Origin of the sequence: Streptomyces sp. SM1, assembly GCF_002910825.1 — a bacterium.
Classification (GTDB): Bacteria; Actinomycetota; Actinomycetes; order Streptomycetales; family Streptomycetaceae; genus Streptomyces; species Streptomyces okerensis.
On sequence record NZ_NEUB01000913.1, the window covers coordinates 1 to 5,974 of the forward strand.

At 66.7% G+C, this 5,974-nt stretch carries 8 protein-coding genes; 5 read left to right on the forward strand and 3 right to left on the reverse strand.

Features of this window, described 5'->3' with window-relative positions; translation table 11 throughout:
- On the reverse strand, window positions 1-749 hold a 749-nt coding region (locus tag B9S61_RS30710), incomplete at its 3' end, for an IS982 family transposase (RefSeq protein WP_103543553.1).
- Window positions 750-850: 101 nt separating this feature from the next.
- Here B9S61_RS30710 and B9S61_RS30715 point away from each other — a divergent pair.
- Entirely contained in the window at window positions 851-1,168 is a 318-nt protein-coding gene (locus B9S61_RS30715; RefSeq protein ID WP_258039941.1) for a hypothetical protein, read from the forward strand.
- Window positions 1,169-1,432: 264 nt separating this feature from the next.
- Window positions 1,433-1,966: an NUDIX hydrolase gene (locus tag B9S61_RS30720; protein WP_103545151.1), complete on the forward strand. Its 534-nt coding sequence runs from the start codon at window positions 1,433-1,435 to the stop codon at window positions 1,964-1,966.
- Here the strand turns inward: B9S61_RS30720 and B9S61_RS30725 are convergent.
- The gene (locus B9S61_RS30725) at window positions 1,944-3,284 is read right to left on the reverse strand and encodes a hypothetical protein (RefSeq protein WP_103545152.1); all 1,341 of its coding nucleotides are present in this window, start codon (window positions 3,282-3,284) and stop codon (window positions 1,944-1,946) included. The two genes, B9S61_RS30720 and B9S61_RS30725, sit on opposite strands and share 23 nt — an antisense overlap.
- A gap of 124 nt (window positions 3,285-3,408) precedes the next feature.
- On the opposite strand from B9S61_RS30725, the gene B9S61_RS30730 reads away from it, so the two are divergent.
- From B9S61_RS30730 to B9S61_RS30740, 3 genes are all read left to right on the forward strand, one after another.
- Window positions 3,409-3,639, forward strand: a complete 231-nt coding sequence (locus B9S61_RS30730; RefSeq protein ID WP_103545153.1) for a hypothetical protein — start codon at window positions 3,409-3,411, stop codon at window positions 3,637-3,639.
- Between the two features lie 196 nt (window positions 3,640-3,835).
- The gene (locus tag B9S61_RS30735; RefSeq protein WP_103545154.1) at window positions 3,836-4,288 is read left to right on the forward strand and encodes a hypothetical protein; all 453 of its coding nucleotides are present in this window, start codon (window positions 3,836-3,838) and stop codon (window positions 4,286-4,288) included.
- 70 nt (window positions 4,289-4,358) lie between these two features.
- Window positions 4,359-5,195: a protein kinase family protein gene (locus B9S61_RS30740; RefSeq protein WP_103545155.1), complete on the forward strand. Its 837-nt coding sequence runs from the start codon at window positions 4,359-4,361 to the stop codon at window positions 5,193-5,195.
- 407 nt (window positions 5,196-5,602) lie between these two features.
- Here the strand turns inward: B9S61_RS30740 and B9S61_RS30745 are convergent.
- The coding region (locus B9S61_RS30745) for a transposase family protein (protein ID WP_146064936.1) at window positions 5,603-5,974 on the reverse strand (372 nt) is incomplete at its 5' end.

Here is a 5,974-nt window from a genome sequence, read left to right on the forward strand (position 1 = left end):
TGGCCCTTGAGGGTGTCGTTGACCGACTCGATCAGCTGGCGGACCTTCTTGAGCATCGGCTCGCCGGGCCGCAGGATCTCCCTCTTCCTCGACGGCCGCAGCAGCGTGATGCCCTGTACGGACAGTGACCGCTCGAAGGTCTTCGACGCGAAGCCCTTGTCGCTGATCAGCAGCAGGCCCGGCCGCACGCGCACCAGCTCGGCATCGACCTCCAGCATCGCGGCCAGCACCTCGCGCTCGCCGAGCTTCGGATCGGCCAGCGCCCACAGGATCGGCATCCCGGCCGGGGTGCACACCAGGTACAGCCGCAGCCCCCAGAAGAACCGCGAATGCGACGCGCAGTAGCCGTAGTTGGCCCAGCCCGCCAGCTCCGAGCGCTTGACCGTGGGGCGGGACATCCCGCACGGCACCGGGGTCGAGTCCGTGATCCACACCGTGTCGTGCCAGAAGTCGGTGTCCTTGGCGAGCACCCGTATCACGCGTTTGATCTGCGGCAGCGCGGCACGCAGCCGCTTGTTGTAGCCGGCATCCTGCGGGACGAAGGGAAACATGTCCTGGAGGTGTGCGCGGACGTACCGCAGCCAGCGGGCCTCGCAGTGGAAGCCGAGCATCGCCTGCATGACCGCCAGGCACAGCAACTCCGAGTGACTGAGTTTCGGTGGCCGGCCCGGCAGCCGCACGATACCCGCCAAGTCGTCGTCGATCTTCACGTACAGTGCGGTCACGAGGGTGTTCAAGTTCGTCGTCACAAACGATCATGAGCACCCTCTCTTCGTGCCCGCAGGCATTTGGAAAGACTCGTCTAGATGCGGACGATCGGTCCGGCGCCCGAGCCGCAGGCGAGAACCTAGTGATCAATCTCGACCACCACGCCGAGTTCTCGAAGCTCCTGCTCTTCGTCTACATCTACAGCGGTTCCGGGGACTTTTGCGGCCTCGACGCAGTAGTGACCCTCACCTCTGATCGCGGCGACAGCTTTGAGGTACGCCTCGACGAGTGCCCGCCCCAGGGCCACGCGTGCGCGATTGCCCTGATCAAGCGCCAAAAGGGCGAACTCGTCGTGGGGCGCGAGGTGAGGTGGTTTACCCCGCAGGACGGCCCTGCCATCCAGGACGTGATCTCACGGGCGTACCGGCTCGGCATGAAATGGACACCCGGCCAAAAGTAGCTCGCCGGCCGTACAGCCCTCTGCGGCGGGCTACGTCCGTCGCAGTCTCCTTCTCATTCAGCCCCGTTCACGGCCGTTCAGCAAGCCCCGATGCCGCCCCCGCGCCGAGCCCGCCGAGATCACGGAGCGGGTGAGAGCGGGGAGTCACGATGCAAGCGGCCGATCCTGGCGGACATCTCGTCAAGGTGACGCGAAAGAGGCTGAACGTGCCCCACCTCCGAACCGGTCTGAGATCCTGGAGACCGATCGAGAGGGGTCGAAGGTATGGAGTGGAAGACGCACGGTGAGCGACAGATCTACACGAACAAGTGGGTGAATCTGTGTCTGGTCGACGTCCAGCAGCCTGACGGGCGCAGGTGGGAGTACCACGTTGTTCGTCTGCGGCACTTGGCCGTGGCCGCCGTGGTCAACGATCGTCAAGAGGTCCTGATGATGTGGCGGCACCGCTTCATCACGGACTCGTGGGCCTGGGAGTTGCCGATGGGCCTGGTTGAGGAGGGCGAGACCCCGGAGGAGGCGGCGGCACGCGAGGTCCTGGAGGAGACGGGCTGGCGCCCCGGCCCCATCAAGCCCCTGATCTACGGCGAGCCGGCCAACGGGATTACTGACTCGCAGCACCACGTCTTCAGGATCGACGGCGCCACCTATGCCGGGCCGCCCACGGAGAAGAACGAGTCCGACCGCATCGAGTGGATTCCCCTCTCTGAGGTGCGGGGCATGATCGACCGCCGGGAGGTCGTGAGTAGCGGCTCGCTCGTCGGCCTGCTGTACCTGCTCATGGATGAAGCGATCCGCTGATTGGCAGGAGGAGTTCCCGTAGCCGCGCCTCGAAGGCCAGGGCTACGGGCTCCTGCCTGTGTGGGGCCAACTGGTCGTAGAACTCCCTGAGATGGCCTGATACCCGCTCGGAGGCCACTGCCGACGCCGGTTCCAGTGCCTGCGTGGCGGTGTCACACGCCTGGTCGAGCTTGCCTTGATCCAGCTGCGTGCGGGCAAGCCAGAACGAGTGAAATGCCCGTCCGCGCTGGTTGGTGCGGGCCTCGCGCCGTAACGCGTCCGCGATCAGGGGTTCGGCGGTGGCTGCTTCGCCCAGTCGGCCGTGGGCGATACCGGTGTCAACGATCAGCTTCGTCTCGTCGAAGTACGTCACCCAGGACGGGTCTGGGTCGCTGACCCGAATCCGCTCGAAATGGCGGTGCGCCTCCCCTATTGCCTGGTGAGTGGAGTCCCGGTTGCCGAGCGTGGCGTGAGCGAAGGCTTCGCGCATCGACAGCATGGACAGGACCCGCGGCGTGGTGTCGACAGCCGAGCGGGCCTGGTCCTGAGCGGCGGTGACGAAGGCCAGGGAGTCAGCGGGCTTGTCCTGGTACGTGCCCTGCAAGCTCATGCAGGCAAGGACGTTGGCCACGAACTGGCGGTCGTCGATCTCCTTGGCCAGTTGGAGGGCCTCGGTGAAGTACGCGCGGGCCTGGTTGTACTGGCGGGCGTCGAAGTAGGTCCAGCCAGTGAGGCGCGCCAGCTCGGCAGCGATTCCGTACAGGCCGTGCTGGATGGACGGTGGTCGGTTCTCCTTCAAGAGACCGACGACATGGCGGAGCTGGCCGACGATGGCCGGCCGCAGTGCCTCGCCTCCGTGCTGGTCGTCCCGTCGCCAGTAGTCCTCAATGGAGGAGCGGAAGGCTTCAAGTGACGCCGCGTTCAGGCTCGTTCGCGTGGCCAGCGCCAGGATGCTGTCCACGTCCGGGCCCGGTAGAACCGTGGGGTTCTGCGGCTCGGGCTCCGGCTCCTGGACTACCTCTCGCTCGGTGACCACGAGGGCCTGCGGTGTCTCCCACGCCCGACGGGCGAGCCCCAGCATGTGTCCTGGGATGCGCAAGCCGTCCGCGATGCGCTCGATGACGTCCATATGCTGCAACTGGCGTTGCCCTGCGATGACTTCGCCGACACGGCTGGGCGTCAGCTCACAGCGTCTGGCGATCATGGATGGGTAGATGCCCGCCTTGATCTTCACCAGCCGGAAGACTCTGGCGAAGTCCCGCACTCGGCACGCGTCGATCATCTCGGGATCGGTGAGCAGCCTGGCTGGCAATTCCTGCGGCCGGTCTGCGTCGGGCATCGGCAAGCTCCCACACTGCGAGGGCTACGCAACGTCGCTGATTCTCTACTTGCCGCGACGTTACCCAAGTTGGGTAATCAGCCTGACCTTTTGGCAGGGGTGTCCTGATCGCGATGCTCCTTTCATGGCGAGCAACCAGCAGACCAGACCAGGCATCGGTGAACTGGCGAAGGACAGCGCCCGAGACCGGATCGGCGTCGTCATGGGTGCGCTCGGCGGTCGGGTGCAGATAAGGCCGATCGGCGGCGGCAGGGAATGGGATGCCATGCCGGACAACGTGGTGGCGCCGAGTCCACGAGAGGAACTGAGCGCGCGCCTGGCCATCAAGAACGGCAACAGTCGGGATGGGCTGTGATGCGCGCTGTCGGCCGGTACGCAGGAGTCCTGTTCGTGATCATGGTCAGCGGCTCGTGCGGCCTGGTGATCGGCATGGCTCTCGCCATGGGCCAGTAGACGGGCCGCCCCGGACGGGTGCCAACTCCCCGGCTCCCCCTTCCCTGTTCGGGGCCGGCCATCCAACCCACGCACCGCCACACACAAGGAGTAGTCGCATGACGGCAACGGTGAACGATCAGAAGACCGGTCGCGCGATGGCTGGTGAGGAGCTGTTCGAGAGCCTCGCCCACTTCGTGGTCGTCCACAACGGGCAGTCGCCCGAGCGCGCCGAGCGGATCGCGGACCAGGCGGTCGCCTTCCTGGTCACCGCGGCCACGGCCAACGTCCCCATGGTCCCGTCCGATGACGTGGACCTCGGCCTGCACGCGCTGATCCTGCACACGAAGGAGTACGCGAGGCTGTGCGACCGGTACGCGGGCCGCTTCCTGCACCACAACCCGAAGCCGGGCGGCGGGCCCCGCGACCCGCTGATGGTCATCACCGCGGCGCGCGCCATGAAGGCGGCCGGGTTCATGGTCTTCGACGACCTGTGGACCGTGGACGACACGAACCTCGCGCAGTGCGACTCGGACTGCGGCCGTCCGTACGGTCAGGACTACCAGGAGTAGGACACGACAGCAGCGACGCGGCCGGCCTCGACACGTGGTCGGCCGCGTTCGCCCGGAAGGAGAACAGACGTTGCCCGGGTCACCCCCTGAACTGCCGATCGTGGTGCTCGACGCGCTCATGCCCACGTCCCAGCGCCTGGTCCTGGACCGCCGGGGCTCCACGGTGTGGGAGGTAGAAAGCCATCGCGGCCACTACGCCGTGAAAGTCGGCTACCCGATCGAGGCTACGGCCGAGTGGGCCGCCCAACCCTGGACCGCCCTCGCGCCCGGACGTGAAGGGGCCGTTCTGCTGCGCCTCGGCCTGGTCGACCTCGCGTACGGCGAGTGGGAACGCGGTACCTGGAACTTCCAGCCGTGGCACGAAGGGCCGGACCTGTACCAGCTCTGGGAGCCCTGCCGTAGGCCGGACTCGTCCATCGCACCGCACACCAGCCTGGCGTTGGGCTGCGTCGAGGCGCTTGCCGAACTGCACGCCAAGGGCTGGGCGCATGGTGACGTACAGCCTGCCCACTTCGTCATCGGCCCGGAACGAACGCACCTCATCGACCTCGCCCTTGCCCAGGGCGGCAACGTGCCTGAGGGGTACGACTTCCCGTTCCGCGGCTGCCTCGTCCACTACGAGGCACCGGAGATCGCACGCAGCGTGCTCGACACCGGTGAAGCCGAGCCAACGCAGGAAGCCGACGTGTACGCGCTCGGGGCTTCCCTGCTGATCTCCGCTACCGGTTGGCGGGCGATGGAGTACCCGGACGACGCTCCCCGCTCGGTGCAGAGAGAAGCCGTGGCGGACGGTCGGCGCCGGCTCGTGAAGGCGCCGGGTGAGCTGGGCGATTTGATCGACGCCATGCTCAGCCACGCGCCAGGGGACCGACCCACCATCTACGAGGTGGGCAAGGCTCTGAGCTGATTCCAAAGCGCCGGTTCGTCGGCGCTGCTCGCACGGCTACGGCCGACAACTCAAAGACCGGACCACCCCTCAGCCTGGACAGCATTCCGGGTGGTCCGGTCGCGGAAGCCCTGATCAGGACCCCGGTGCCGATGGTACCGGGGCGGTTGGCGTGCTCCAACTTAGGTGCGGCTGCAACCCCGGCTTCGCGATGTCGAGTTGGAGAGGGTTCTGAGCTGAGCCAGCGAAAGTCAGCCACGACGGCGTGTGCGCCGACTGAGCACCCGTCACGTGTGTTTCCAGCAACCCCGTGCCGTCCTCAGCCACGCTGCATACATCGTCACGGGCCGCACTGAGGGGCCCCGAAGATCCCGGACAGGGACCCAATGAGTCTTTGTCAGTAACGGATCATTACGTTGCGTGACTAATCAGATGGTGCGGTCGTACTCGAGCTGGAGCAGGACGAGGGCTGCGGCGGCGATCTTCGTGATGCGGCTGGGGTCGAGGCTGACCCGGCGTAGTGCCTTGAAGGTGGTCTTGAGCAGGGAGTTGGCGCGCTCGCAGACGCCGTGGACGCCGCGGATGACCTTGTTGTAGGTCTGCTGGGCCTCGGTCAGCTCGCCTCCGGCGGGCTTCTTGTGCGGGTGGCGAAAACCGTCGCCGGCGTTCTCGTAGCCGAGGTCGACGAGGGTCGGCATGTCCAGCTCGGCAGCGATCCGGTTGAGGGCATCGATCAGGCCGTGGTGGCGGGCGCAGGTGGTGTCGTGCTCGCGGCCCGGGCGGACCGGTGAGACCCAGAT